The following is a 25,602-nucleotide window of genomic DNA, read 5'->3' on the forward strand; positions in this document are numbered from 1 at the left end:
ACGGACCCTGGCCCACTAAATGGGCTGTGAGAGATCTGCAAAGCCCATTTAATGGTTTAATAATAGACGCTAGTTTATTTTATTGGTTCTGCATCTACAATCTGGATTTCAGCATTTCCTTTAAGCGGATCTTTGGTAAAGATCATTTTCCCTTTTAATTTAATCGGATCTTCAGAGAATTTTATTGCATTGCCCTTTAATGTTACTTCAACCATTGGTGGTATTCCGTTGGATCCACAGAATTGGCATTGCATCACGGGTAATACAGACATCATAAAGTTTTTATGATTACGACCACTATGAAGAGGAACCATATAACCTGGTAATTCAACAATTTTATTTTCAAGCGCTTTAAGTTCTTTTGGGTAGAAAGGAGTATATACTTTCTTTGCCCCATTATAAGTTACTTTATAAGCCATTTTATCAATTGCTTCCCAAGTTTTGTTCATCATAGGTGTATGATCGGGAACATCCGGATTATTGCCTATTTGGGCTTGGGACTGTATGGTACAGAATAATATAAATAAGAATACTGTCAGTGTTTTTTTCATGTGTTATGCTATTGTTATGTATCGAGTGTTATGTATCGAGAAGCTGTTCGAATGTATTTTCCGTTTTCCTGCCTAGAGGATAAGCTGCTCTTCTTATTGCGATCTTTTGTCGTTGTGTAATCTTAGTTAAACTTATTTATTTGATAGTGTTCCAGAAATACTTGTCCTGTAGGCCTTGATCGCCGGAATAAGTGCTGCGAAGATACCTATTAGACAAGCAACAAACAAGAAAATCAGTTCTTTAGGATGAAGTGTAAAAGCCTCTATAAAATCGGCGCTTTGACTTGTCTGATTACTGATATAGTAAAGCGCTAGATGTGCCATTATAAGCCCAATTAACCCACCAAGAATCGTAATGATTAGTCCTTCAAGAAGCACAATGGCAAAGAGTTTTCCTTTGGAGGCTCCAAGCGTACGCATGATGGCAAGATCGTATTTACGTTGCTTTAATGCGTTATATAAATTAATAAAGACGCTTAAACCTGCAATAAACATAATTACATAAGCGAGTATCGATAAAGAATCTATCCCTACGCCTAATAACGAGAATAGACGAGTGCTTTCCATGGCGGGAGATGCGGCCTGCATGTCTGTTTGCTGATCAATCAATTTTGGCAAAATTCCGATCGCTGCAGGAGATTGATATTTTAGTAGAATGGCGGTTATTTCCAGTCCATTCTGTTTTACCATGTCGGCACCTATTGACTTCACAAACATGCCTTCCTCTGCGTGCTCATGATGGTCTTCCTGCTCCTGATGTTCTTTTTCGTTCGTTTGGGCTGGAGCAGATGAATTTTCTGCTATATCTTCACCATGATGGTGCAGATGTGCTTTGAGGGTTTCCTCCCGGTCTTCTTGGCGTTCCCGTAATTCTTTCTCTACTGCTGTTTCTTGATGCTCATGTTTATGTGCAATGCCATGTACATCCCAAACACTTTCTAAGTTGGTTAGTATTAAGTTATCGGTAACGTTATTGTTATGTTTTAGAATACCAACAATGGTAAACGGATGTTCGTCATGATGATGTCCATCTTTGCTCAAGCCATGTGAACTATGGATCTGATCGCCAATTTTGAGCTGTTGTTTTTTTGCAACTTGATCACCAATGACTACTTCAAAGTTATTTTGCCAGATACGGCCTTCAGTTATTGCTGTTTCATAAATAGCTAAGAAAGATGAATCTGTTCCAACAATGCGATGGCCTTTGAAATTGTCACCTAAAGATAGGGGCACTGCAAGCTGAACAAGGGGATTTTGGCGTAATGGTTCCAGTTCGTCCAGTGGGATATTGCCGGTTGGATTGTCAATATGATAAATACTTGATAAGATCAATTGAAGGGGGCTTCCCTTGGCTCCAACAACCAAATCAATATTTTTACTGTTATTGTCAAGCTGCTTTTCAAAAGTTTCGCCGGTAATTGAAAGCACGGCAAGGATGGAAATTCCAAACGCCGTTAACAGAATGCTTAGAAAGACCGAGCCAAACTGCCTAATTAAATTTTTCCAAACCAATTGTATCGTGTTCATAACAAATTCTAAAAACTAAGGGTGACGCGTAAATTAAAGTAAAACAATTATTTTAAAAGGTACATTTTGGAGAACTGATCTTTTATTCTCTTGTCGTGTGTTGTTATCAATAAAGTCGATCCTGCAGTGTCAGCTATCGATAATAACAGTTCTAATACCCTGTAGGTATTGTTGTCATCTAGAGCGGCAGTTGGCTCGTCAGCAATAAGTAGAGCTGGTTTATTAATGATGCTGCGTGCAATAGCAGCACGTTGTAATTGGCCGCGACTCAATTCGTTCGGGTAGGCATCACTTTTTTGATCTAATTGCAGTTGCGTCAATATGAAATGTATTGCATTAAGGTCTATTCTTTTCCCTGCTAAAGACTGTGCCAACTTGATGTTTTCCAAAAGTGTTAAATTTCTTAGGAGGTGAGCTTCTTGGAATATAAATCCGATATATTGCGCACGAAACTGATCCAATTTGCTGTTTGATAATAAGGATAGGTCTTGGTTATTTATTTTGACTAGACCTGTCTCTGGTCGTGACAAGCCTCCTAATATATTAAGTAACGTTGTTTTTCCAGAACCCGAATCCCCTAATAACAGCGTATGCTGACCTTTCTCGATGTGAATATCTGGAAATTCAATTGGCGTTGAATTAGGATACTGAAATGATAACTGTGTAGTCGATACGATTGGAGTGCTCATGAGGATCAGAAATTGAAAATATATTCAAACTTAGATAAATTGCTTTTTATATGCAATATAATTGCAATTATATTGCATATAAAAAGCAATTTACTGCAGTGAGTTAACAGTTGGCAATGGAAGATGATCGGTCTCTCTCAACTAGCAGTACCACTTATCTATATAAGGCCGTAAATGGCATTCATTAAAGTGTAATTTAGAAAAATAACCTTATTGTGTTAATAAATTAAGTGCTTAATAATTTTCTTACACTTCATTAATATGCTGACCGCTTAAGGGGGGTAAATATTCGTATAAATAGCATTAAAAGGCCTTTTTTGCTGAAAATCAAAAAAAACAGGAGGTAAGTAACATTAATTTAACAACTGGTTTACGCAATGGTAATTTGTTGTTAATGTTAATCTAATATTCTGCTAATAGCTTTGCAGAAACAAAAAACAAATAAATTGGAACCACAATTACAACTTAAAAGAATCGCTGCAGTCGTAACGCTAGCAGTAGCTGCGTCAACAACAGTTTATGCACAGGGCAGTGGAAAGGTGGCGGGTAAAGTAACAAATGTCAAAACAGGTGAAACAATCACAGGGGTGACTGTTAAGGTACTCGGTACGGCGAGAGTGGGAAGTTCAGATGTGACTGGTAATTATAATATTCCTGCAGTACCTGCAGGGAAGTATACATTAGAATTTAGTTATGTAGGCTTTGCTACTAAGCAAATTACTGATGTAGAGATAAAGGATAAGGATGTTACGACGCTAGATGTAGTACTCGATAATACTGGGGGAACTGTATTGGATCAGGTTGTTGTTACGGGAACTTTCAAAAAAGAGTCGATAAGTGCTTTGTACTCGCAGCAAAAAAATAGTGCTAGAATTTCCAGTGGTATTTCGACCGAACAAATTAAGAGAAGTCCAGATAGAAATACGTCAGAGGCAATTAAGCGTGTAAGTGGTGCTAGTATCCAAGATAATAAATATGTTATTGTAAGGGGGCTGAGTGATCGTTACAATTCAGCTATGTTGAATAATGCGATTTTACCCAATACAGAAGTAGATAAACGTGCTTTTTCTTTTGATATCATTCCTTCAAATTTAATTGAATCAATCATAATTAATAAAACTGCAACCCCAGATATCCCTGCTGATTTTTCCGGAGGTGTAGTTCAAGTGAATACTAAAGATTTTCCAGAGAAAAATTTCTTTGATGCATCCATAGGTACATCTTATAATACACAATCCACATTTAAAGATTTTACCTCAGCAAAAAGAGCTGGTGGTGAAGCGTTTGGTTTTGCAGGAAGTGACCGTGAAATTCCTAAAGGTTTTCCTTCCACAAAGGATTTTCAATCTTTACAAAATAATTCAAATGAAATTTTTGAGTATTCTAAATTGTTTAAAAACAATTGGGGTTATGATACGAAGAAGTCAACATTAACGCCTAATTTTCAACTGAATTACGGTTCCACTAAGAATTTTAAAGATGATTCTAAATTTGGAGCTATTTTTTCATTGACTTATCGTTACGACCAAAGGAAACGCGAAGCAGACCAAAAAGCGTATGTTGGCCAGTCGTTGCCAGAAGTATTCCATGACGATCAATATAGTTACAATACAAATTTAGGAGCCCTTGCAAACTTCGCGTATTCTTGGAAGTCAAACAAAATCTCTTTCAAAAACTTATATAATCGAATTTTAGAGAATCAATTTACGTTCCGTGAAGGAAAAGATGATTCGGGGAGTGAATTTTATCGCACGGGAGATTATCTATTACAACGATCTATTTTAACAAATCAATTATCTGGTGAACATATCCTTTCAGATAACAGTAAATTAAAATTGGATTGGTCCTTGAATTATGGTCGTACGGATAGAGATGAGCCCGGTTATAAGCGGATGGAATATTCAAAAGATGGTATTGCATCGATTTCTGCGACCAGTTCATCTACAGCGGACAGAGCAGGTAATTTCAATTCGACAATGACTGAGAATTCGTATGGTGGGGCTTTAAATTTGACATTACCGATCCGTTTATTCTCGGAAAATGATAAATTAAAAGCAGGTTATTTCAATCAATTGCGTGACAGAAATTTTAATGCAAGGGTAATCGGATTTATTCGAAATGGAAACTTTGATGCGAGTTTGCTGAAACTACCGCAAGACAAAATTTTTGATCAAGCCAATATTCGTCCAAACGGCTTTATATTAAATGAAATAACCAACGGTGGTGATCATTATGATGCGAAAGCATTTTTGAACGCAGGCTATTTGATGTATGATGGATTTGTGATGGAGAAATTGAGGGTAATTGCTGGAGCACGTCTTGAGTCATATAATTTGAAATTGAATAGTGAAGACAATGGCAATCCAGTAGGTGTCGACACAACGACAATTTCACTACTACCATCGTTGAATTTAATCTATAATTTAGATAGTAAGCAAAGTTTTCGCTTTGCAGCCTCACAAACGGTGGGAAGACAGGAGTTTAGAGAAATGGCACCTTTCCCATTTTATGACTTCAATAAAAACATGAACGTTCGTGGAAATCCCAATTTGAAACAATCAAAAACGTCAAATTTTGATCTGGGATATGCGTATTATCCAACAGCTGGTGAAGTTTTATCGGTGGGAGCTTTTTATAAATATTTTGAAAATCCGATCGAACAAGCTTTACAATTAGGAAACTCAGGCCGTTCATTTAATTATACCAATTCAAAGTCTGCGGATGTGTTTGGAGTGGAAGCAGAAGTAAGAAAGAATCTGAAATTCATTGATGAGCGATTGGATAATTTTGTCATCAACGCGAATGGATCATACATTTATTCGAAAGTTATTGTTCCAACTACTGTGAACTCAACAGGTAAAAGAAAACTACAAGGACAATCACCTTATCTAATCAATGCTGGATTATCGTATACGACCAAAAATCCAAATACGACAGCGATTACACTCTTGTATAATAGAGTGGGACCAAGAATATGGGCAATTGGTAATGCTGAAGATCCAGATATTTATGAATATTCTAGAAATATTCTTGATTTACAATTGGCGCAAAGATTTGCGAACTCCAGAGCCGAAGTAAAATTAAATTATAGTGATATTTTAAATAATAAAGCTTATTTCTATCAAAAACCAAAAGGTTCTGATCCAAACGCAGCATTCAATAAAAACACAGATAATATCAATAGAGCTGAGAAATATGGATCTACTGTGTCTCTTACAATCACTTATAAATTTTGGTAGTCTATTGTTAATTCATAAATACTTAACATAGAGTTAATTGTATCGTTAAATTAAATTATTCTTTTTGTATAAATAAAACATGAAAATGAAAACGAATTTAAACTTAAATCTTTTAGCTGTTTTAGCGGCAGGTTTAACTGCATTTGCAAGTTGTAGTAAGAGTGATCCTTCGGTAATTGAACCTCCTGTTACCCCAGGTGATTCAAATGAATCGCTTGCTGATTCTTTCTTTGAGAAAGTAGCCTACAAAGGTGCATTTGGATCTACTGACTGGACATCAGGATGGGTTAATTACGAACCAAATAAAACTGCATATTCTGCTGCTACAGAGGAGCTTTCAGGTGAAATAACTGCAGATAAAACTTTAGATGCTTCAAAAACATACTTGTTAAAAGGTTTTGTTTACATTAAAAGTGGTGTTACATTAACGATTCCAGCTGGAACAGTAATTAGAGGAGATAAAAATACTAAAGCAACATTGGTTGTTACAATGGGCGGTAAAATCAATGCAGAAGGAACTGCTGCTAAACCAATTGTATTTACTTCAAACCAACCCGCTGGTACAAGAGCTCCAGGTGATTGGGGCGGGATTATTATCTTAGGTAAGGCACCTAATAATATCCCAGGTGGAACAGGTCTTATTGAAGGCGGTTTAACAGTTCCATACGGAAATCATGGTGGAACTATTGCTGATGATAACTCAGGAGTTCTTAAATATGTACGTGTTGAGTTTCCAGGTATTGCTTATACAACAAACAACGAGATTAACGGTGTCACATTTGGATCAGTTGGTTCTAAAACAACTGTTGAATACGTTCAAGTTGCTTATTCTGGTGATGATTCTTTTGAGTGGTTTGGTGGTACAGTAAATGCTAAGCACCTTGTCTCTACTGCAAACATTGATGATGTTTTCGATTTCGATAATGGTTACTCAGGAAAACTTCAATTCTTAGTAGGTCTTAGAGATCCGAAATTAGCGGATCAAGCTGGTCAATCAAATGGTATTGAATCTGATAATTCGGAAAAAGTATTTGATTCTTCTCCAAGAACACGTCCTGTTATATCAAATATGACATTAGTTGGACCTGGTAATACAGAGGTTGATCCAAAACATGAGTATGCAAATTTGTGGAGAAGAGGCAGTAAGATGATCCTTGCTAACTCTATCTTTATCAACATGCGTTATGGTATCGATATACGCGATAAAGAAACTGGTGATGCTTTGACAGATAAAACATCTTTGATCAAAAACAACATTTACCAATCATTTACGGCAGGTAGAGACGTTATAGCCGATGGTACAGTACCTTCATTTGCTACTGTTGATTTATTGAAAACGTATTTGACTACAAATAATAATACATTCTTGGACGATGCGGCAGCTAAAAATCTTTTGGTTAATCCATATAGTTTAACAGCGCCAAACTTTATCTTGAAATCAGGATCAGTAGCTGCTACTGGTGCTTCTTTCTAAGAAATAGATAATTATAGTTTAGTAAAATAGATGGAAAATCCTGCCTTGGCAGGATTTTTTTTGACCAATTTTTCACGGTGGTCAATGAACAATCGCAGCTCATTTTCATGAATGGTTGATTTGTCGAATACATAACCTTATCCATTCAAGTTATTTGGTTACAACAGTGAAATATAATGTGACATTAACGAGAGCTATTAATCCTTCAGGTGGTCCATGGAGTTGGTGTCCAACAAATATGCTAATTGGACTTGGAACACAAATCAAAGGACAATTTGTTTGGTTGGATGGTTCTAAAGAAATTACCAATTCGAGTTTTGGGCAATATAATTCTATTTTGGATAAGGAATATACAGCTAACCTAGATCATTCAAAACTTCCTGCAGGAGGTAAGATCTATTTTATCAGATGCAAATCCAAGTATCAGTGATATGACAAAAAAGTTTGATTATTACCAAGACTAACTCAGTGGAAATTGACATTGATTTAATCTTTTTTTACCCGGAAAATGGCTATCTAAGGGAATGCGATAAATTTAGGTGCAAGTAGATCTTTACTTGCATCTAATTTAATGAAACCATTTTTTCTTATAGTTTGTTTATGCCAAGAAAAGGCTTATCTCGGCTCGTAATGATAAACAATTTGATAAGACTGATTTTTAAGCTCCTCAGACAATTGACCTATATCTAGTGTTTGCGCTTGTGGTGTAGGTTCACAGACAGAATAATATTTTCCATTGTACAAAATAGCTTCACCGATAGGATGTTCAAATTGGACGGCCATCGTTACATGAGTGGGATAAAGCAAGGTGATCATGGGGAGATTATAGATTTCCTTTACCAAGTAAAAAAACAAGGCGACACGATCATCACAGTCACTGTATTTATTCAATAGAGTTTGTTCTGCAGAAAGGCGCTTTTCGGATCCGAAATTCTCTTCGTCATTTTCGTATAGGAATGCATATCTGGTAAACCGCATTAAATAATCGACACCTTCCTGCTGATTTTTTCCTTTTAAATTTTCCTTGAGCGCAGGAATCAGTGATTGATAAGTTTCTTTGCTGAGTGGAATATTGAAATAAGTTTCAAAATCTACGCCAGGATAGTTTTTAAAAAGATCACTGATATCTTCATTCAACTTGACATTGAAATGATAGGCTTTATGCCCATAGTTGAACTCAATTTGCTTTTCTTTATAATTTGCTGGTACAAAATCGGGTAGTTTGGTGATTTTGTAACTGAAATCTTTGATGGCTTCCGGCACTTTAATTTTGACAGGAATATAGGTGTCTGCGCGTTGAAAGAGCTTTCCATAGTCATGGAAGTTTAAACAGGTGTATTTCTTGCCATCAATTTCAAAAAAGGGAATATCAGAGATATCTTCTTTGTTCTGAATGAAAAATATGATCTGATTACTACCCACAGCCAAGCGGGCATCATAACCAGATTTACACATTAAAAACCATTTATATAATGTGTAGCGGGTGTAATTTTCCGTTTTGGGAGCAATCTGTTGTGCGGTGCGGCGAATCAGCTGATAATATACCCAATCATTTAGATGATGTTCATCTTTGTATTCGAGAAGGCTATTTATAAGCTGTATGTAATTAGTTTGATCAGCTATTTGATAGAATTTTTGTATGTGAGCTATGGTTAGGCTGTCATTGAATGGAATATTAAAGGACGATGGAATATCAATAGATACTTTGCCATCATAAAAATCGAAATCATGATGCTGCGCCCTAACGAGTTTTGGACTGTAGGTTAACCAAAATAAAATGGTTAAAAACGCAATATAGTATCCTTTGATATTCAATTATTAACAATTTGATAACATTAATGTAATGTAAATTTAACAAATTATAGTTGCTTTTTATACCGATTATTGAAAAATGTTTTTGGGATTGCAATAAGTCTGTTATTTCTACTAAATATTGTGGATATGATTCATTTGTGAGTGTTTTTTACTAAAACATCAAAATACATTAGTATGCTTTCTGATTTTGGCTGGAAGCTATATTTTGGACGGGAGGAAAATAAAGACAATTTAATCAATTTGTTAAATAGTCTGCTTGAGGGAGAGCATGTGGTCGTGGATCTCAGTTACAGCAATGTTGAAGAAGATGGCGATTTGCCGTATGATCGGAAAGTGATTTTTGACCGTGGGGTAAGCTATACCTCCCGAACGATTAGTCGCTTGACCAAGAAAGCAACTGCGGGAAATAATTATGAGCTGCCACCGGTATATTTTATTGCCGTACTGGGGTTTCGGCTTGATCCATTGAACAGGGCGAAATATTATTACAGTGCCAAGATCTTTGATGAACTTGACCAAGAAGTTCTTTATCCCAAGCTGAGCTATAAGATGTTTGTCTTGCCCAATTTCATTAAGCCACTGTCCAGGTTGGATACAATCATAGATCAATGGATGTACCTGATGAAGCATCTGGATGAGCTGGACGGATCACCTAAGTATTTGGATAAAAGAATGTTATCGCGTATTTTCATCCGACTTAATAATATGTATAAAGCGGATGAGAGATCGCTAAATTTCTTTCGTATTGAAATTTAGCTTAGTTTTGCTATAGGAGAACTGGCAAATTTAACGCTGGAAGAGAAGATGTCATACATATCAAGCTTAGAACAGAAACGTGTCTATAATGCTACAATTGCGTATGCTGAAAAGGAGGGTATGGAGAAAGGCCGATTGGAAGAGCGTGCCAAAGCCGAAGCTGAGAAATTAGCTGAAAAGCTTAAATCAGCGTTAGAATTTAAGAAAATTGTTGTAGCTGTAGAAGATATTGCTAAAGCTTTAAGACTGACTGTCGAACAGGTGGAGGAGCTGAAATAGGATTTTTTGCTTATAAAATATTATAGAGCCATTCTTTAGAGGATGGCTTTTTCGTTTGATACAGATGGTCTGAATAATCTTGGATTGTATCATGTTGATTTCATTTAGTTTTTCAAAAACGCATTGCATCTTCAATAACATTAAAAAGAGCATTATTAAACATTTCGGTCATCGATGATAAAAGATGGTGTTTTCAGCCGGCCTACGTGGACATTATAGCCAATATAGCTTTCCCGAATAAAAAAGGGCCGCGCTGGTAACATGATTTTCCTAATCGATCAGCTTGAGCGTCTTTAAATTTTCCAACTGCCGCATTTACTTTATTCGTAAATTTCTGGACTTTATCAAGATCAATGTCTTGCAGATCAACGCCGTGTGCTGGATAAGAATCCAGCGACACTTACTACGATTGAAGATTCATGATTTTATAAATTTTCACCTTGCTTTTAAGAATCTAATTTTATTGAGTCATAATCTTCATTAAAAAACTCTGGAAAGGAATAACCAATGGCATTTAGATGTTTAATGAAAACCTTTAGTGTCATGTTGGACGATCCCGCTTCGATTTTTCCGTATTGAGCTCTGTCAAGATTGTAATCATAAGCAAAGTTCTCATGACTAGAATAGCCCATGGTTTTTCTTATTTGCTTGAAACGCAGGCCAATTAGTTTTTGTTCAACATCAAGAACTAGTATATTATTATTGTTTTTATGTTCCATTCTATAAAAGAACGGAAGCTGTAGGTAAAACACCACTCCATAAAACGATACGTTTTATTTGGAGTTATTTAAATGATTTTATATATTTGTGGTGGTTAAATATAATTATCTGAATTTAATGGTAAAAAATAAAAAGTAGGAATTAAACTAAACTTAATAGCGAACTCTCGTAGCAGGATCTGGCGATTATTGTGATATGGAGGGTGAGTAATGCGTCAATTTATCCTATCTTTGGAAAATATTCCTAGGGTAGGATGGCGCTTGCTTGATCTTTGGCATCACCCATTATTTTTTAATAATGGTACTGAAAGTTATTTCCTAGGGTAATGAGTAAAGGTTCCGCCAGAGCCTCTGCTGCTACGACAAGCAAGTAGTCATCCATTTTTGACTATTTCTTTGAGTTCGTTTTAATTTGACGAATTATGAGAAATAAAATCAAAAAAATAAAGAACCAATTAACATTACAAAAATGTGATTTTATCGGTGCTTTTGTTTTTCGGAAGCAATTACAAAAAAACATCATCACAGCTCCCGAATAGCTCGGCTGGCTCTGCCAAATACTATTTGGTCTCTTTTAGTCATTGATCGCGTAACGCCAATATATTTACCTGTGTGACCCCTCATTCAAACGCGATCTGGCTTACTGAATTAATTAAATTATTGTCAAACTGACCTGAGTATGATCAGGCCTCAAAAAAGCTGATTTCGATCGGAAAGGGGATCTTATGTACTTTGGGTTACGGATTTACAAACTGAAAAATGAAAAGGATTTTGGTGCTACAATTTGCTTTTGATTGGATGATTTACGATGTCCACAAGGTCGATTATGGCTCTATAAAGGAGATCGAAATATTCTGAGATCGGTATGCCTTAAATGCGATATCTGCTAATATCCTAGTGCTGTTGAGTGCTTATGTTGATGATGGAGTAGAAAGGCGTCAGCTTTTGAAAGATGAAGAAATGCAGGAGTTTGCAATTGCAGTGTATCGTCTGTTGATCGTATACTGTATCGTCAATCATCGTAAACTAGATATTACTAAAGCTGAGCTGTAATCGGAAGCAGACGAGCTTATAGAAAAAGAACTGGAATTGAGCAAAAAAATCGCTGATTTTTTCAGTCGGTTATCGAAATAACCAATAACAAACAAATTATGAATACGTTAAAATTATTGACGCTAGTCAAGATAAATATAAATACCTACATCTGCCAAGCACTGGCCAGATACTCGAGCAGATCCTATTGTAAGGGTACTGGCCGAGTGCTGAAAAAAGTACGCCTACTGGCTTTGGACTTTTTCCCAGTTAATACCGGCCTTTCTTCTGCCTTTTATGCTATTCGCTTCGAATTGGCATCGGGTTTTCATCGGTGTGACCCACTGAAATTCCGCAGCCGACTCGATGAAAACCCGCGGAAAGGGCGAAGTTGGTCAGGAGTTGGTAGGGGATTGCTTCTGCTTACAGCTATAGTTTTTCAATATTTATATTTTTCTTTTAAGGCATTGAAGAACATAAGAGCGTTTATCTTATTAGCTCTTATGTTTTATATGTTTGGTTTATCTGCTCAGACGCTCCGCCAAGACAGCGGGGCGGATGGGCTAAATAGCATCAAGCCATTACAAATCGGAGATACCATTCCAGACGCATTGTGGGGGCTCCACCTACTGACTGTAAACCACCCAGACGGAAAACAAAGGATTACATTGAATGATTTTGGAAAGCAGGAACTCATTGTACTGGACTTTTGGGCAACCTGGTGCGGAAGCTGCCTGAATTCACTGCGAAAGCTAAAAGAAATAGAACTGCCAGCATCCGTTTCCGTGATACCTGTTACTGCGCAAACTACCGACGAAATCGAACATTCAAAGACCATTTTATATTGGTTCAAGGACTACAAGCCCTTCTCTGTAGCCGAAGATTTCGTTTTGACCTATTATTTCGGAGTACAGTCTGTACCGCATATTGTATGGATCAAGGGCAATAAGATCAGGGCAATCACATCTGCCAAATATCTTGACGTTGAAAACATAATAAAGGCACAAGCCGATGACTGGTCAACAATAAGCTCCAAAGCAGCCGGAAATATCCAAAGCCGAAAACAGGTCAATACTCAAAAGAAAGGGGGGCTGCTTTGAAAATATGGACAACACTCCTGCTGCTGATATTGTGGAGCTCATTATCTGCGCAGACCAATATCACAATTTCAGGAAAGATAGTGGATAAATCCAACGGAAGACCTATCCGGGGCGCAACCATTATGCTTAAAGGGAACAATGTGTCGACATCATCAGACCTTACAGGTAATTTTACCCTTGTGCCGACTGCCCGTGGCCAAGACACGATCCTGATCAGGGATGTGCAATATGTACCGGTATCCCGACCGATTTTATTGGGAAACGCGCAATATATTTCTGTTGAATTGCTCCCAAGGTCAAACACGCTGGAGGAAGTGAAGATCAACACCGGATATCAGCGTATTGACAGAAGGGCTTCTACCGGCTCCGTAGCAACGATCAGCGAGCGAGAAATACAGTATAATACATCGGGAAACCTACTTGACAGGATAGATGGTCTTATTTCAGGTGCCTATACGGATAGGACCGGCTATAATTTTAATGGAGCGGCGCAACAGCCCAACCTCACCATTAGGGGACAGTCCAGCCTTATGGGCCAGACCTTTCCCCTGATCGTTGTGGATAACTTCCCTTTTGAGGGCACGCTTGAAAATATCAATCCCCAGGATATAGAAACAGTTACCGTGCTAAAGGACGCTGCCGCCGCCTCAATCTGGGGTGTACGGGCCGGAAATGGTGTACTGGTCATCACAACAAAAAAAGGCAAACTGAACCAGCCTCTTTTCGTAGATGTTTCCTCCAGCTTGATGGTTTCGAGAAAACCGGACCTGTTCTCGCGCCAGACCGCCTCGTCCAGTGATTTTATTGACATGGAGAGGTTTCTTTTTGAAAAAGGTTTTTATGGTACACAGATCAATGACAGCAAAAAGCCGGTGATCACGCCAGTCGTAAAGCTTCTCATTCAGCAACAGAAACAGGAAATCAGCGAAAAGGAGCTCGAGGAACGATTAGGAGTACTGCGGGGAATTGACGTAAGAAATGATTTTCTGAACTTTGTTTACAGAAATGCTATTGAAAGCAGCTCTTCCATAGGCCTGCGTGGAGGCGGGGATAAGGTAAGCTATTCTTTTTCGCTCGGTTACAATAAAAATACCTATAGTATGCCAACAAACGGCCAGGATAGGATCACGGCCAGATTTAGCCAGACCTACAGGCCGGTATCAAAACTGACCCTTTCGACAGACCTTTCTTTTAGCAGGATCACGGGCACCATGTATAACACTTCCAATATGGTAGGCTACGGCCACATCAAGGTCAACAACAAAGAACTCTATCCATATGCACAATTGAAAAACAGCGACGGGGTTAATGACATACTCTACACGGACTATGACAGAACGTTTATCGACCAAAATCAGGGGCTGGTATCCAGGAATTGGAATTTTGTCCCCCTGGATGAGCTCGAAAGAACCGGTAGCAGGTCAGAAAATCAGCAGATTGTCGCGGGGCTTGATCTGGGTTACGACTTAGCTAAAGGCCTACGGTTCACCCTTCAGTCGCAGCTGAACCGTGCCCTAACAGAATCCTCGTCATTACTGGAAGAAAACAGTTATTATACCCGGAACCTGTACAACCGCTTTACAGCCATAAACGGAGGCAAGACGACCTATGGGATACCTGATGGTGGCATACAGGACAGAAGCAATGCCAAACTATGGGGCTATTCCCTCCGGACCCAGCTGGACATCGACAGGCAGCTGGGCAGGGGGCACCGCCTTCAGGGGATAGCCGGGGCCGAGGTAAGGGAAATCAATAACAGCAATTCATCCTACCGAACTTATGGGGTCCAGGCAGACAGGAATACTTTTTCGCCAGTCGATTTTGCCAACACATATCCCCTGTTCCCCGCCATCGGCGGTAAAGGTTATATACCAAATGGGCTGGGGACAGGAAGAACGGCAAATAGATATGTATCCATCTACTCAACTGTAAATTACAGCTTTGCCGACCGGTATTTTCTGTCTGCCAGTGCCAGAAGCGATGCCTCCAATATATTCGGCGTGGACACAAGAAATAAATGGTCCCCGCTTTGGTCCCTGGGCGGTGGATGGGAAATATCGGGGGAACCATTCTATCATTCCGATGCGGTGAATTATCTTAAAATACGTTCTTCCTTCGGCTATAGCGGAAATGTGGATGCAAGTATCCCTGCTGAACTTGTACTCCAACAGGCCAATTATCTGGATTTTTATTCGAACCAGCCGTTTACCAATATCCTGTCCTTGCAGAATCCGGGGCTGCGCTGGGAGAGAGTTCAAACTTTCAATGCAGGCATAGAATGGAAAATGTGGAATAAAAGACTGGATTTTACATTTGATTATTACAGAAAGAAATCGCTCGACCTGATCGGTTTCGCTCTTGTCGATCCAACACTGGGTACCTCCTCCGTGACAATGAATTCCGCGGAACTCAAAGGCCAGGGATTAGACCTCACCGTCTCGACGGCTATAAGCAGCCGCAACTGGTCATGGAACGGGGTATTACGGACCGGGTACAACAGGACCACCCTGGAAAAATATCATGGTAGGATATTGGCTGTGACCAATCAGGCGATGTATGCCGGGTATTTTGTGGGAAAGGACCGAAATATGCTGACCAGCTTCCGCTGGGACGGATTAACAGCTGATCAGGGAGCTCCAAGGGGATTCGAAAATGGAGAACCTTCGATCAATTATCAAAATATAATCAGAAACACGGATCTGGATGATCTGGTATATCATGGCTCAAGTGTACCCCGGCTAACGGCATCCTACCGGAACAGGATAGGCTACAGGAACCTGGAGTTTGCATTCACCGTCTCAGGGCAATTTGTTTACTTTTTCAGAAAGAACAGCATCAACTATTCTTCCTTTTTCAGCAACTGGTCAGGGCATTCAGATATTTCCATACGATGGAAAAAGACAGGTGATGAACTGCACACCGATGTACCAGCAATGTACTATCCCCTGAATACAGACCGGGAAACTTTCTATAGCCTCAGCGAAGTTCTTGTCAGGCGGGGAGACCATATCCGGCTACAGGATATCAGGCTTTCCTACCGTTTCTCCAACATCGCAAGACAGCGGATAAGGTCATTGGAACTATTTCTCATGGGTACAAATATGGGGCTGATCTGGACAGCGAACAAAGAAGGGATAGACCCCGTATCCAACGGTGCGATAGCACCTCCGCTGACACTAACGGGAGGGTTTAAGATTGGATTTTAAAACACGTAGAAAACAATGAAAAAACTTAAATTTTTAAAAAGTGGCGCAATTATTAGCCTTGTAGCATGCGTCCTCTCAGGCTGCTCCCGATATCTTGACTTAAAACCTGATGACAGTTTCTCCATTCCCAGCAGCCTGCAGGACCTGCGGGGCCTGCTTGGCAACAGCGAGGTGGTAATGAACTTTGCCACAACAGGCCTTGGGGAAACAGCCTGTGACAGTTACTACCTAAATGAAACTTCGTGGGCAGGAATGACCAACGAAAGAGATAGGCTGCTTTATCTCTGGCAACCGTATAGTCCCGTGGCCAGCCAATGGACCGGCCCCTATCAGGCGATCTTGTATGCCAATACGGTACTAAAATACCTGCCTTCTATAAAAACGGCCACCAGTGATGAAGCGGAGGTGAATACGCTTCGGGGGGCAGCCCTTTTTTATAGGGCGCACCAGCTCTTCAACCTGCTGCAGGTATTTTCCCTTCCTTATGATCCTTCGGGGAGCAATGCCCAGCTTGGAGTGGTCTTACGGACTGAGCCATCCCTGGATGAACAGATCTCAAGAAGTACTGTCCGTCAATGCTATGATTTTATCATCACTGACCTGAAAACATCCATTGGGTTATTGCCAGACAGAACCGATATCCCGACAAGACCTTCAAAAGCGGCATCCTATGCAGAACTGGCCAGAATATACCTGGTCATGTCCGAATTTGAAACTGCTGGACGGTACGCGGATTCCGCCCTGATGATCCGGTCAGAAGTTATGGACTATGGAACGGAAATAACCGCTACCGCGAGTCTTCCTTTTTCCAAATGGAATAAGGAAGTGATTTTCGACGTAGCCATGAACGGCGGCGTAGCCCTTGCGCCTTCAAGGAGACGGGTAAACATGCTTGAATATGACAATTATGAAAAGGGGGATCTGAGGAAAGTGGCATTTTTCTCCCTGAACAACCTCGGGGAAATCCTCTTTAAGGGAAATTATAATGGTTTAAATTCCTCCCAGTTATTTTGCGGGACAACGACGGCCGAAATGTACCTTATCCGTGCGGAGGCGAATATCCGCCAAAACAGGCTGAACGATGCGGCAAAAGACATCGATTTGGTTCGGGCAGGGCGTTTTTCCACAGATGACTTTAAACCCGTAGTGTTTACAGACCAAAGGAGGGCACTGGAATACATAAAAAAGGAACGTCAAAGGGAACTGATATTTAGGGGACAGCGGTGGTCAGATATCAGAAGGTATATCCTACTCGGTGAACAGGTGGAAACAATGACCAGGACCGCCGAAGGGAAAACATATACAATGAAGCCGTCCGATGTGGTCAGGTATCTGTATAAACTACCTGATGAAGTGATTGATAATGGGTCGCTCACTCAGAATTGACAGTAAAAAGAGAGGAAAAACAATCAGTCTTTCCTCTCTTTTTCAGGAGTAGTCAGATTATTCCCTCACCCGTACGTTTGCCGAATGTTGCTCGTTTGAAGTCGCAGTCTGTATTTCATTCTGCAATGTGCTGTCTATATCGGGCTGCCCGTTTAAATCTACAGGTGCCCGTAGTGCACATACCTGATCCCCTGGGTTACAGGTCGGCATCGGTTCATCTTCTTCTATGAGCCGATACTTAGTTGGATCGGTCGGGGAATCCGATGAAGACCCGATAAATTCAAACCATTGCGTTGCAAGCATCTTTGGTGCTACAGTAGGCTCCGTTTTGTTCTGGTTCGCTCTCACAATATAGAAAGCTCCGAATAATAGTATTAATGCTGTAAATCCAGCTATGATTTTTGATTTTAACGTTATCATGGTGTAATGTTTTAATTTGAAATTCTGTTGGTAATCATTTTGCACATCGGTTTTGCCTCACAGTTATGCAATCGAGGGTTCCTATTGTATGGTCGGCCAGCTTCCTGGAAGCCGAGAAGCCAGCTAACTCGGGAACAGTGCAAACTTACGCGGATACAACATCTTGCTTGCGACTCTCTTTAGGGCCAAGGATAGACAGATAGGAGCATAGCGCAGTGTGCTGAACCAAAGAATGGCTCTATACCTGAATCGAAGGACAAACTGCCCAAACAGTAGGATCCCTAAGGACTGGAGCCCCGACCTGATCTGCAGGCCTAGCTGGCTGATTTTCGTTTTTACTGTTTGTAGACTTTTCATCTTCGTTCATTTTACCTATCCATAACCTGTAGCGCAGCGGCACATCCTGGGTGCGGCCTGCCCTCTGTGTTGTTTTGCACTTTATCGCTGTACCCGCGTCCCTATTTTATTTTGCTCCAGCTATCTCCTCCCAACCTTTCGCAGACGTACCGAAGATAGCTGGACTCCCAGTCGGGAAAGACGGGGATCGCATGGCACTTGTACGCCTGCCATCTCTTTTGCTTTTCGTTCTTTAAGCGTATTTCAAAGGTAAGGCAGCCTCGGTGAATTCATTTATCCATTTTTGATCATATGATGTATTCATTTTTGTCATTGTCGGGATTACGATGGAGTTCAATATAATCGGAGGGATACAGGCCTACCCGTTTTTCAAAATATTTGGAGAAACCACTTGGGTATTTAAATCCGCAAAAATTGGCTACTTCGCCAATACTATAAGTCGAAAGCAATCTTTCTTTTGCCAGCGGAAGGAGTATTTCGTCCCTATACTGTAAAAGAGTCTGTCTGTAATGGCGTTTATGGCAGCGCGTCAGGTGGGCATCAGAAACGCTTAGGATAGTGGCAATCAGGCTTATATTCACTTCCTGAAAACCTTGGTTGACGATATCATGGATCATTGTTCTAGCTTTTCTGGCCAGTATTTCACTTTCGCTCAGTTTCTCATAGAATGCAAATTGTTTTGATTCGGCGATATCAAATAACTGGTAAATCTGCTCGACAACCTTTGCTTCGTTTTGTTTGCTATAGTTGAAAAAGATTGTTTCAATGCGGTTGAGCTGGTAATCAGTCAGCTCTTTGATCGGCCATAAGGCGGTCTGGTAAAGACTGGATTTATCCCTTTTTCTGGCATTTTTTAATTCGGATAGAAAGTGGCCGTGATGGTAGATGATGTCCCGCACCAGGCCGATATCAATCAATAGCCCGTAGACCAGGTAATTCCCGGGCTTTAGCAGTATATCGAATTTACTGCGCGGAATGTAGGTAAAAGTACTATGTCTATGGGGAAGTACTATTTCGTTTTTGGTACCATGTTTTTGAACGATAATATCGTCCGTCGCGTTCTTGGTATAAATCAGGTGAAAGTCTGGCCTGTTTGTTTTAAGTTGCACGATACAATCAGTGGGCACATGGGCCTGTAGCCGATATAATATGGTCTGCCGGTAATCTATGTATTCCTCTACAAGCTGGATAGAAGGATCCTCATATAGATTACGCTTGGCACCAGGTAATTGGGTGAGAAATGGGTGTTTTTCGTCCTCGAAATAAGCTACTTTTGGTAATATAAATTTGAAGGTCTTCTTCATAATTGATCGTGGTTTATTTTTCAACTTTTACGGTATGGAAAAGTATTTATAATTTATTTACTAAATACTACCGTCCAGCACATGTTTATTTAATATATTTTTGCTATTTTATAGCTCGGTTTGACTGTTATTTATTGACTACGCCTAAATCCCAGCTAATGGATGAGTGAATTCAAACATAGAATTTGTGATTGTTTTATATTGTAGAATTAATTCCTAAATCAACTGCATTACTTCTCAATTGATCGACACTACTTCCTGTCACTGCTGAATTGATCCCAAATATATCGAGTATATAAGGTTAAAAGTTGTCCAAATCTGGAGAAAGAGTTGTACATTTTCCGTACTAGCCCACTAGTTTTCAAAATACATAATACTGGATTTTAGTGGGAATGCTCGCACCTCTTGCGAAATAAGGACACTTTTGGAGAAATTAGGACAAGACTAGGACATGCTCGCACTGAACAATGGCTGTATGGCGCTAGATTTTTTTTCATTTTCCTGAATTTTTAACTGTTACCAGTTCAAGGATATGGAAGGTTTTTTGGCCGAAAAGCGGCCATATGGTGGCCGAAAATTGGCTAATCATTATGCTCTTTTTCTCTCCCCTTTATTCACCATTTTTTCGTGTCTGGTTCGTGCCATCTTCGGAATGCGCCTACATATTTCCTACAGATTATCTACATATTGCCTACATAATCAGTAGGGAAGGAGTAGGGAAACAGTGGAGAAGAAGCGGGCGGCCTCCGAATAAGGGGCGAGGCAGGTACGAAGGATTTATGAAAAAGGATGAACTAGTTGCGATATCATCATTTAACTGCCAATTTTTTTGTTTTTTTTAATGTCCCGCAAAAATCCCCAAAATATGGGAAGTGAAAGAAAACACCACGGTTTGTCTTAGTATCTGCGTAAACTGTGAATTGAGATGTTACAATAATGTTGTTTCGTTTTGTTTTGGTGATGTTTCTTTTTGTTTTTTTTTCTTAAATATGAGACTAACTACTTATTTTTAAATTAAAACAATGTTAACAATATGGTAATCATTGTTATGGTAGTTTTTGTGGTCTTGTTTGTTAGTTTTGCAGCGTTTTAATCTAAATCTTATACCTGTTTTAACTTGTGTTGTTTATTTCTTATTCTTTCAATTTTTAAGAAATACATTTGTTTTGTTTGTTTTGAAATATTTGTTTTGTTTGTTTTTCTGAATTGTATTCGATCTCAAGTCAGAACCAGTTATAGATTTGTTTAACCAAAATTATTATGAAAAAATATAATCAATTAACATTCTCTTTGTTATCGTTGCTGTTTTTTTCTTATTGTAAAGAAGATGTTGCAACAAGGCAAGGTGAGCATGATCCCAATAAACCGGTCGTGCTCTCTTCTTTCTATCCTGCAGAAGGCGGAGCTAAGGATAAAATCTTATTAGATGGTCAAAACTTTGGATCCGATCCAAATAAGATCAAAGTGTATTTTAATAATGCACGGGCTGCAGTAGTCTCCTCAAGTGGAGAACGTATTTATGCTATTGTGCCACGTCTTCCTGGTGATGATCCCAAAATTTCGGTTGTCATCGGTAAAGATTCATTGATTTATGATAAATCATTTACTTATCATATCCAGGCGCAGGTCAGTACAGTTACCGGTACAGGGGATAAGGACTTTTTAGCAGGTACACTCGATCAGGCACATGTCTATGGCAAATACCTAGATATGGACGCGCAAGGCAACCTATTTATGACCTGGCGTGATGGTGGATCATTTGGGATAGCGCGTATCAACGAAAAGGAAAATATCGTTACCCCTTTATATTCAGCTGCATCCTCACCAAACCCTTATGCCAACGGGGTGACAGTGGATCGGGAAACAGGTATTATGACAGTTTCGCACGAGTCGGTTGCGGAAGTGTTTTTTTCCTTTGATCCAAGAGAAGCTTGGACACTTCGCCAGCGGAATGCACAGTTCTCAGCAGCTGATTACGGCAAAATTGTTCAGGCGGATAGATATGCCAACTTTGTGACTTTTTGCCCCTACGATGGCCATTTATATACACGCTTCCGTGATGGTCATATCGCTAAAATAGATCCGGTGACATATGCTGCGACGATCGTGCACAAAGGGCCTTATGGTTCACAATATGGACAGGCTATTAATCCAGCAAAACCTTGGGAGTTGTATATTACGTTACACTCAAACGCTAGCCCGAACACGTTTGCACAAGGAATTTCTGTATTAGACCTACGTCCTGAACATATCAACGAAGGCTTCAAACGTATCAATGCACCGGGTGGGTCGGGATTTCGCGACGGCCCCGTTAAAGATGCAATTTTCAATTATCCAAAGGATATCAAATTTGACAAGACCGGAAATATGTTTATTGCCGATTATGGTAATCACTGTATCCGTATGCTATCGGCTGATGGAATTGTTTCTACTGTTGCCGGACAACCGACTAAAGCTGGTTATAAAGACGGTGGGCCTGTAGAGTCGCAGTTCAACCAACCTTGGGGAGTTGCGGTGAATGATCAGGGCGATATCTATATCGCCGATTGGAGCAATGCGCGCATCCGTAAATTAGTTATCGAATAATTAACCTACTTATTATATTATGAAGATTTTTTATTTTTTGTGCATGCTGCCGCTGTGCCTCTGGCTATCACCTGCGCTTGCACAACAAACAGAAGAACAGTTAACGATTGCCGGAACTGTCGTTGATAGCAAGGGGCAACCTATATCTAAAGTATCAATCTATGTCAAGGATAAACCGAAAGGAGCAACTTCTACAGATGATAAGGGAAAGTTTACTATTAAAGCTGTGTATGGAGACTGGTTGGTATTTACCAGTGTGGGCTATGACGTTGCCGAGCATTTGGTGGTAGAATCCACCAGTAATCTTGAATTAAAGATGCTGGACAAGAGCACCAATATCGACGAGGTTGTGGTTGTCGGTCTGGGAGCCAAACAGCGAAAAATTAGTTCTGTAGGTGCCATTACAACAGTAGATGTAAAACAGTTACAAAGTCCCGCACCTTCTATCGCGAATATGTTAGGGGGCCGCGCCGCTGGTATTATTTCGATGCAGACCTCGGGTGAGCCTGGAGCAAATATTGCAGATTTTTGGGTGCGTGGTATTGGTACATTTGGTGCCAATGCGAAAGCCTTAGTGCTTATTGATGGACTTGAAGGTGATTTAAATACGATCGATCCCGCTGATGTAGAGAGTTTCTCCATTCTGAAAGATGCTTCGGCAACAGCGGTATATGGTGTGCGGGGTGCAAATGGCGTTGTATTGGTAACCACTAAACGCGGTACCGTAGACCGTATCCAGATTACAGGGCGAGCAAACTCTACGTTATCACGACTTAATCGCCTACCGAAATACCTACGTGCTTATGATTATGCCCTATTGGCTAATGAAGCTTCCGTAGTGCGGGGGAGCGAGCCCTTGTTTAATGATACAGAATTAGGTATTATACAACAACATCTAGATCCAGATATGTATCCAGATGTCAGTTGGCAGGATGAGATTCTAAACCGAAGCTTTTGGCGTCAGAGCTATTATGCCTCTGGGCGCGGCGGTTCTGAGGTAGCACGATACTTCCTGAGTTTGGGCGGTAATAGCGAAACAGCAGCGTACAAAGTCGATAAGAATAGTATTTACAGTTCTAATGTTGGCTACAATACTTACAATTACCGTGTTAATCTTGATATTAACTTAACCAAAACAACGAAGGTATTTTTGGGTTCAGATGGCTTTCTATCTGTTAAAAAAGAACCTGGTTATGGTAATACGGATGATATCTGGAAAACACAATCGACACTTACGCCCATTTCCATCCCGCTTCAGTACTCTAATGGCTTATTACCCGGGGTTGGATCAGGGCAGCGTTCATCACCTTATGTGATGATCAACCGTACAGGTAACTATAATAATCAAAACTATAAAGGTAAGGTAACACTGGCATTGGATCAGGACTTGAGCAGTGTGCTTGAAGGGCTGAAAATCCGTGGTCAAGGTGCTTATGATATCCAGAGCTATTTTTCTGAACGTAGGTGGATGCAGCCTGCATTGTATGAAGCAACAGGCCGTAATTTGGATGGGTCATTGATCATGGTTCAAAAGGTACAGGAAAGGCCCGCGTCCTATTCAAAATTCGTAAGCCAATATCGAAAGTATCATTTTGAGTCTACACTTAATTATGATAAAAAATTTGGAGAAGATCATCGTACTTCAGCTTTAGTTTATTATTACCTGAGCGATGCCAAAAATACGGATGATGCAACCAATAATTTGACGGCGATACCTGTTCGTTATCAAGGTGTTTCCAGTAGATTTACCTATGGTTATAAGGATACTTACCTATTGGATGCCAATTTCGGTTATACCGGTTCCGAGAATTTTCAACCTGGTCGCCAGTATGGTTTTTTTCCTTCGGTAGCGATAGGATGGGTACCTACAAGTTACCAATTTATGAAGAATGTAGCTCCTTGGTTAGATTACTTCAAAATCAGGGCGTCTTATGGTACTGTAGGTAACGATAGAATTGTAGATGACGTACGTTTCCCCTACCTCACTAAGGCGGATATAGATCGGAATAAGGTCTGGGGAATTGATGGGATAGAAACGATTACCGAAACCCGTATCGGTGCAGACAATCTAGCGTGGGAAAGAGCTATTAAATCCAATTTGGGTATTGAAGGAAAGCTCTTTAATAATAAAATTGATTTTGTGATTGATTTTTTCCAAGATCAACGGAACGGTATTTTTCAACCGCGGGTGCAAGTGCCGGATTATGTGGGCGTAATTTCTAATCCGTATGCCAATGTGGGGCGTATGAAGAGCTCGGGTGCTGATGGTAATATTAGCTACACCACCAAGTTGAATAGTGATATGACCCTTACTTTGCGGGGTAACTTCACTTATTCAAAAAATGTTGTGCAAAACTGGGAACAGGCTTACCTAGAGTATTCTTACCTAGAGTATAATGGTTATCCTCATAATTCCATTCGTGGTTATCAAGCATTAGGCTTATTTAAAGACGAAGATGACATTAAATACAGTCCGACACAAAGCTTTGGAACGGTATTACCCGGTGATATTAAATACAAGGATGTGAATGGTGATGGTATCATTAATACCCTTGATAAAGTACCATTGACCCATAGTAACTATCCATTAATCATGTATGGATTCGGGGGAGAGTTCCGTTACAAAAATCTATCATTAGGTGTCCTTTTCAAAGGAACAGGTAAGACTTCCTTCTTCTATGTTGGGCAGCCGATGAAATATAAAGATGTTACTGAAAATACGGGTATGGGCTATATGCCCTTCTTCGGCGGTACAGATGGTAACGTCATTACCATGGCTAATGATCCTGCCAATCGTTGGATCCCGAGAGATTATGCGCTACAGCATGGTATTGATTTATCCTTAGCCGAAAATCCAAATGCCAAATTCCCGCGTTTGCAATATGGTAATAACAGGAACAACAGTCAGTTATCCTCCTTTTGGATGGATGATGCCCGCTATTTGCGATTGCAAGAACTTACGTTGAGCTATAATGTAAGCCCGAATTTCTTAAAGCGATTAGGTGTCAAATCCATGGATCTTCAGTTTGTTGGAAACAACCTATATATCTGGGATAACGTTAAGATTTTTGACCCTGAACAGGCGGCTTGGGGTGGACGTAAATACCCAATTCCGACGACTTATTCGTTACAGGCTTATATTAATTTTTAATACCATAGAAA

Annotated in this window: 18 protein-coding genes; 10 read left to right on the top strand and 8 right to left on the bottom strand. The window is 39.9% G+C overall.

From position 1 onward, the window contains the following. Positions 1 to 74 precede the first annotated feature (74 nt). The 3 genes from L1283_RS03985 to L1283_RS03995 all read right to left on the bottom strand — a co-directional run bounded on the left by L1283_RS03985 (position 75) and on the right by L1283_RS03995 (position 2,767). Positions 75 to 551 (bottom strand): hypothetical protein, encoded by a 477-nt coding sequence (locus L1283_RS03985; RefSeq protein WP_070567302.1) that lies wholly within the window; start codon positions 549 to 551, stop codon positions 75 to 77. Between the two features lie 132 nt (positions 552 to 683). Further along, a complete protein-coding gene (locus L1283_RS03990) occupies positions 684 to 2,078 on the bottom strand; it encodes an ABC transporter permease (RefSeq protein WP_429625787.1) in 1,395 nt (464 codons plus the stop codon). 47 nt (positions 2,079 to 2,125) lie between these two features. Next, positions 2,126 to 2,767, bottom strand: coding sequence for an ABC transporter ATP-binding protein (locus tag L1283_RS03995; RefSeq protein ID WP_070567298.1), 642 nt, complete (start codon positions 2,765 to 2,767; stop codon positions 2,126 to 2,128). 446 nt (positions 2,768 to 3,213) lie between these two features. Here L1283_RS03995 and L1283_RS04000 point away from each other — a divergent pair, with 446 nt between their 5' ends. The 3 genes from L1283_RS04000 (at position 3,214) to L1283_RS04010 (ending at position 7,910) form a co-directional block, all read left to right on the top strand. Beyond that, the gene (locus tag L1283_RS04000) at positions 3,214 to 6,006 is read left to right on the top strand and encodes a TonB-dependent receptor (protein WP_333887766.1); all 2,793 of its coding nucleotides are present in this window, start codon (positions 3,214 to 3,216) and stop codon (positions 6,004 to 6,006) included. Positions 6,007 to 6,091: 85 nt separating this feature from the next. Continuing rightward, positions 6,092 to 7,480, top strand: a complete 1,389-nt coding sequence (locus L1283_RS04005) for a hypothetical protein (RefSeq protein ID WP_333887767.1) — start codon at positions 6,092 to 6,094, stop codon at positions 7,478 to 7,480. A 238-nt stretch (positions 7,481 to 7,718) separates the two neighbouring features. Next, the gene (locus L1283_RS04010) at positions 7,719 to 7,910 is read left to right on the top strand and encodes a hypothetical protein (RefSeq protein ID WP_429625788.1); all 192 of its coding nucleotides are present in this window, start codon (positions 7,719 to 7,721) and stop codon (positions 7,908 to 7,910) included. 185 nt (positions 7,911 to 8,095) lie between these two features. Here the strand turns inward: L1283_RS04010 and L1283_RS04015 are convergent, their stop codons facing one another. Next, the gene (locus L1283_RS04015) at positions 8,096 to 9,295 is read right to left on the bottom strand and encodes a hypothetical protein (RefSeq protein WP_333887770.1); all 1,200 of its coding nucleotides are present in this window, start codon (positions 9,293 to 9,295) and stop codon (positions 8,096 to 8,098) included. A gap of 174 nt (positions 9,296 to 9,469) precedes the next feature. On the opposite strand from L1283_RS04015, the gene L1283_RS04020 reads away from it, so the two are divergent. Further along, a complete protein-coding gene (locus L1283_RS04020) occupies positions 9,470 to 10,051 on the top strand; it encodes a PD-(D/E)XK nuclease family transposase (protein WP_333887772.1) in 582 nt (193 codons plus the stop codon). A 48-nt stretch (positions 10,052 to 10,099) separates the two neighbouring features. After that, positions 10,100 to 10,330: a hypothetical protein gene (locus tag L1283_RS04025; protein WP_070567291.1), complete on the top strand. Its 231-nt coding sequence runs from the start codon at positions 10,100 to 10,102 to the stop codon at positions 10,328 to 10,330. Positions 10,331 to 10,776: 446 nt separating this feature from the next. Here L1283_RS04025 and L1283_RS04030 read toward each other — a convergent pair whose 3' ends face one another. Beyond that, positions 10,777 to 11,049: a helix-turn-helix transcriptional regulator gene (locus tag L1283_RS04030; RefSeq protein ID WP_070567287.1), complete on the bottom strand. Its 273-nt coding sequence runs from the start codon at positions 11,047 to 11,049 to the stop codon at positions 10,777 to 10,779. 1,151 nt (positions 11,050 to 12,200) lie between these two features. On the opposite strand from L1283_RS04030, the gene L1283_RS04035 reads away from it, so the two are divergent. Genes L1283_RS04035 through L1283_RS04045 form a run of 3 tightly spaced genes read left to right on the top strand, consistent with a single transcriptional unit; the run spans position 12,201 to position 17,773 of the window. Beyond that, positions 12,201 to 13,181, top strand: coding sequence for a TlpA family protein disulfide reductase (locus tag L1283_RS04035; protein WP_112374241.1), 981 nt, complete (start codon positions 12,201 to 12,203; stop codon positions 13,179 to 13,181). After that, a complete protein-coding gene (locus tag L1283_RS04040) occupies positions 13,178 to 16,387 on the top strand; it encodes a SusC/RagA family TonB-linked outer membrane protein (protein WP_333887775.1) in 3,210 nt (1,069 codons plus the stop codon). Before L1283_RS04035 ends, L1283_RS04040 begins: the two co-directional genes overlap by 4 nt. 15 nt (positions 16,388 to 16,402) lie before the next feature. Then, positions 16,403 to 17,773, top strand: coding sequence for a RagB/SusD family nutrient uptake outer membrane protein (locus L1283_RS04045; RefSeq protein ID WP_070567280.1), 1,371 nt, complete (start codon positions 16,403 to 16,405; stop codon positions 17,771 to 17,773). Positions 17,774 to 17,830: 57 nt separating this feature from the next. On the opposite strand, the gene L1283_RS04050 is transcribed toward L1283_RS04045, so the two are convergent. From L1283_RS04050 to L1283_RS04060, 3 genes are all read right to left on the bottom strand, one after another. After that, positions 17,831 to 18,193 carry a hypothetical protein gene (locus tag L1283_RS04050; RefSeq protein ID WP_070567277.1) on the bottom strand — a complete coding sequence of 121 codons (363 nt, stop codon included), beginning with the start codon at positions 18,191 to 18,193 and terminating at the stop codon, positions 17,831 to 17,833. A gap of 123 nt (positions 18,194 to 18,316) precedes the next feature. Then, entirely contained in the window at positions 18,317 to 18,550 is a 234-nt protein-coding gene (locus L1283_RS04055) for a hypothetical protein (protein WP_139145028.1), read from the bottom strand. A gap of 287 nt (positions 18,551 to 18,837) precedes the next feature. Further along, positions 18,838 to 19,854 carry a helix-turn-helix domain-containing protein gene (locus L1283_RS04060; protein ID WP_070567275.1) on the bottom strand — a complete coding sequence of 339 codons (1,017 nt, stop codon included), beginning with the start codon at positions 19,852 to 19,854 and terminating at the stop codon, positions 18,838 to 18,840. Between the two features lie 1,260 nt (positions 19,855 to 21,114). On the opposite strand from L1283_RS04060, the gene L1283_RS04065 reads away from it, so the two are divergent. Next, positions 21,115 to 22,440 (top strand): IPT/TIG domain-containing protein, encoded by a 1,326-nt coding sequence (locus L1283_RS04065; RefSeq protein WP_070567272.1) that lies wholly within the window; start codon positions 21,115 to 21,117, stop codon positions 22,438 to 22,440. 19 nt (positions 22,441 to 22,459) lie between these two features. Then, positions 22,460 to 25,591, top strand: coding sequence for a SusC/RagA family TonB-linked outer membrane protein (locus L1283_RS04070; RefSeq protein ID WP_070567270.1), 3,132 nt, complete (start codon positions 22,460 to 22,462; stop codon positions 25,589 to 25,591). Positions 25,592 to 25,602: the final 11 nt, after the last annotated feature.

This window comes from Sphingobacterium sp. HSC-15S19 (genome assembly GCF_050433745.1).
Lineage (GTDB): Bacteria > Bacteroidota > Bacteroidia > Sphingobacteriales > Sphingobacteriaceae > Sphingobacterium > Sphingobacterium siyangense.